Source organism: Aquabacterium sp. A08 (genome assembly GCF_011742065.1).
Genome location: NZ_JAAQQT010000538.1, coordinates 1 through 3,515, shown reverse-complemented (window position 1 = coordinate 3,515; position 3,515 = coordinate 1). Strand labels below are relative to the sequence as shown.

The following is a 3,515-nucleotide window of genomic DNA, read 5'->3' as shown; positions in this document are numbered from 1 at the left end:
ATGGCCCTGGAAAAACCCTACACCGACGTGCCCGGCACCATCATTTTCGATGCCGAGCAATCGCGCAAAGGCTACTGGCTCAACCAGTTCTGCATGAGCCTGATGAAGGCCGACAACCGCGAGCGCTTCAAGGCCGACGAGCGCGCCTACCTCGACGAGTGGCCGATGACCGAAGAGCAGAAACAGGCCGTGCTGGCCCGCGACCTCAACTGGTGCATGCGCACCGGCGGCAACATCTATTTCCTGGCCAAGATCGGCGCCACCGACGGCAAGAGCTTCCAGCAGATGGCGGGCTCCATGACCGGCATGACCGAAGACGAATACCGCGCCATGATGATGGCCGGCGGTCGATCGGCGCAAGGCAACCGCTACATCGGCGAAGACGGCGACGCGCAAGCGCACAACCAACCCCAAGGCGCCGCAGGCAAGAAAGCATAAACACCATGGCACGCATCACCGCCTCCGTTTACACCTCGCACGTGCCCGCCATCGGCGCGGCCATGGACCTGGGCAAGACCCAGGAGGATTACTGGAAGCCGCTGTTCGCGGGGTACGACTACTCCAAGCAGTGGATGAAGGAGAACAAGCCCGACGTCATCTTCCTCGTCTACAACGACCACGCCACGGCCTTCAGCCTGGAGATGATTCCCACCTTCGCCATCGGCACGGCGGCCGAGTTCACGCCCGCCGACGAAGGCTGGGGTCCGCGTCCGGTGCCGAAGGTGGTGGGCCACCCGGAACTGGCTTCGCACATCGCGCAGTCGGTCATCCAGCAGGATTTCGATCTCACCATCGTCAACAAGATGGACGTGGACCACGGCCTGACCGTGCCGCTGAGCCTGATGTGCGGCGAGTTGGACCCGAAGACCGACGCCTGGCCCTGCCCGGTGATTCCGTTCGCCGTCAACGTGGTGCAGTACCCGGTGCCGTCCGGCAAGCGCTGCTTCGCGCTGGGCCAGGCCATCCGCAAGGCGGTCGAAAGTTTCGACGAAGACCTGAACGTGCACATCTGGGGCACGGGCGGCATGAGCCACCAGCTGCAAGGCGCGCGCGCCGGCCTCATCAACCGCGAATGGGACAACGCCTGGCTGGACCAGCTCATCAACGACCCGGTGGCCTGCGCCCACACGCCGCACATCGACTACGTGCGCGAGGCCGGCAGCGAAGGCATTGAACTGGTGATGTGGCTGATCGCGCGCGGCGCCATGGCCGATGTGAACGACGGCCAGGTCACCGGCCCGCTGCCCACCGTCAAGCACCGCTTCTACCATGTGCCCGCCTCCAACACGGCGGTGGGCCACGTGATCCTGGAAAATTCGGCGGCCTGAGCCCGCCCCTTCAACCCGAGCACCCTTGCCATGACCATCAAAGTTGCACTCGCCGGCGCCGGCGCCTTCGGCATCAAGCACCTGGACGGCATCCAGAACATCCCCGACGTCGAGGTCGTGTCCCTGATCGGCCGCCGCCTGGACCAGACCCAGGAAGTCGCCGCCAAGTACGGCATTCCCCACGTCACCACCGACCTGGCCGAAACGCTCAAGATCCGTGAAGTGGACGCGGTGATCCTGTGCACCCCCACGCAGATGCACGCCAGCCAGTCCATCGCCTGCCTGGAAGCCGGCAAGCACGTGCAGGTGGAAATCCCCTTGTGCGACGAACTCAAGGCCGGCCAGGAAGTGGCGCGCCTGCAGCAGGAAACCGGCAAGGTGGCCATGGTCGGCCACACCCGCCGCTTCAACCCCAGCCACCAGTGGGTGCACAAGAAGATCGCCGCCGGCGAATTCCACATCCAGCAGATGGATGTGCAGACCTATTTCTTCCGCCGCACCAACACCAACGCGCTCGGCCAAGCCCGCAGCTGGACCGACCACCTGCTGTGGCACCACGCCGCCCACACCGTGGACCTGTTCGCTTACCAGGCCGGCAGTCCCATCGTCAAGGCCAACGCCCTCCAGGGCCCGATCCACCCGGTGCTGGGCATCGCCATGGACATGAGCATCCAGCTCCAGGCCGCCAACGGCGCCATCTGCACGCTGAGCCTGTCGTTCAACAACGACGGCCCGCTGGGCACCTACTTCCGCTACATCGGCGACACCGGCACCTACCTGGCCCGCTACGACGACCTGTACACCGGCAAGGAAGAGAAGATCGACGTGTCCAACGTGGACGTGTCCATGAACGGCATCGAGCTGCAGGACCGCGAGTTCTTTGCCGCCATCCGCGAAGGCCGCGAGCCCAACGCCAGCGTGGCCAGCGTGCTGCCGTGTTACGAGGTGCTGCACCAACTGGAACAGCAGCTCAACGCCTGAGCCCACCCGCCATGCCACCACGCCAGCTCGGACCCTTCAGCGTCGGCCCCATTGGCCTGGGCTGCATGAACCTCTGCCACGCCTACGGCCAGCCGGTGTCGGAGCCGCAGGCCGAGCGCCTGCTGCGCGCCGCGCTGGACGCTGGTGTGACCCACTTCGACACCGCTGCGCTCTACGGCTTTGGCGCCAGCGAAACGCTGGTGGGCAAGTACCTGTCGCCGCACCGCTCGCGCTTGACCTTGGCCAGCAAGTGCGGTATGACCGGCGTGCCCAACGCACAGGGCGTGAAGGTCCGCGTCATCGACGGCCGGCCCGCCACGCTGAAAGCCACCTGCGAGGCCGCGCTGCAACGCCTGCGCACCGACGTCATCGACCTGTACTACCTGCACCGCTGGGACAAGCAGGTGCCCATCGAAGACAGCGTGGGAGCCCTGGCAGACCTGGTGCGCGAGGGCAAAATCCGCGCCATCGGGCTCAGCGAGGTGTCGGCCCCGACGCTGCGCCGCGCCCACGCGGTGCACCCCATTGCCGCGCTGCAGACCGAGTATTCACTGTGGACGCGTAACCCCGAAATCGCGGTGCTGGACGCCTGCCGCGAACTGGGCGTGGCCTTTGTCGCCTTCAGCCCGCTGGGCCGGGGCTTTCTCTCCGGTCCGCTGGACGTGACCGCCTTCGACGCCCAGGACATCCGCCGCGCCATGCCGCGCTTTGCGCCCGACGCCCACGCCCACAACCAGGCGCTGTGGCCGGCCTACCGCGCCCTGGCCGACGAGGTGGGCTGCACGCCGGCCCAACTGGCGCTGGCCTGGTTGCTGCACCGGGCCCCGCACATCCTGCCCATACCCGGCACCACCCAGGTGGCGCACCTGCACGACAACCTGGGCGCCGTGGACGTGCACCTGAGCGACGCCGTGATGCAGCGGCTGGAGGGCCTGATGCACGACCGGCTGGTGCAGGGCAGCCGCTACAACGCCCAGGGCAACCGCGAGGTGGACACCGAAACCGCCTGAAGCGCCTGGTCGGCGTCACGCCTTTGGGCTATATTGGGCGGGGCGTGTCTGCCATTTTTGTGGCGGCCGCACCATTCTTCCACCGCACCCAAGGGGACGCCATGAAACCGTTGTTTGCATTGCTGACGCTGGCCTGCGCCCTGGCCGCACCGGCCAGTTGGGCCCAAGAGAAAGCCCAGGGCCCGGGGCAAAGCTG

General features: G+C 66.6%; 4 protein-coding genes. All 4 read left to right on the top strand.

Annotated features, from left to right (window positions below; genetic code table 11):
* From ligA to HA630_RS04360, 4 genes are read left to right on the top strand one after another with little or no spacing between them, the layout of a single operon-like run.
* Window positions 1–438, top strand: coding sequence for a protocatechuate 4,5-dioxygenase subunit alpha (ligA, locus tag HA630_RS04375; RefSeq protein WP_166832663.1), 438 nt, complete (start codon window positions 1–3; stop codon window positions 436–438).
* Window positions 439–443: 5 nt separating this feature from the next.
* Complete coding sequence (locus HA630_RS04370; protein WP_166832661.1) at window positions 444–1,328, top strand: class III extradiol dioxygenase subunit beta; 885 nt, start codon at window positions 444–446, stop codon at window positions 1,326–1,328.
* A 30-nt stretch (window positions 1,329–1,358) separates the two neighbouring features.
* Window positions 1,359–2,309 carry a Gfo/Idh/MocA family oxidoreductase gene (locus HA630_RS04365; protein WP_166832659.1) on the top strand — a complete coding sequence of 317 codons (951 nt, stop codon included), beginning with the start codon at window positions 1,359–1,361 and terminating at the stop codon, window positions 2,307–2,309.
* Between the two features lie 11 nt (window positions 2,310–2,320).
* Window positions 2,321–3,319 carry an aldo/keto reductase gene (locus HA630_RS04360; RefSeq protein ID WP_166832657.1) on the top strand — a complete coding sequence of 333 codons (999 nt, stop codon included), beginning with the start codon at window positions 2,321–2,323 and terminating at the stop codon, window positions 3,317–3,319.
* The last annotated feature ends 196 nt before the right edge of the window (window positions 3,320–3,515 follow it).

What these genes read in the sequence shown, in the direction of transcription:
- ligA (WP_166832663.1), top strand. Translation starts at nt 1, where the DNA reads ATGGCCCTGGAAAAACCCTACACCGACGTGCCCGGCACCATCATTTTC.
- HA630_RS04360 (WP_166832657.1), top strand. Translation starts at nt 2,321, where the DNA reads ATGCCACCACGCCAGCTCGGACCCTTCAGCGTCGGCCCCATTGGCCTG.
- HA630_RS04370 (WP_166832661.1), top strand. Translation starts at nt 444, where the DNA reads ATGGCACGCATCACCGCCTCCGTTTACACCTCGCACGTGCCCGCCATC.
- HA630_RS04365 (WP_166832659.1), top strand. Translation starts at nt 1,359, where the DNA reads ATGACCATCAAAGTTGCACTCGCCGGCGCCGGCGCCTTCGGCATCAAG.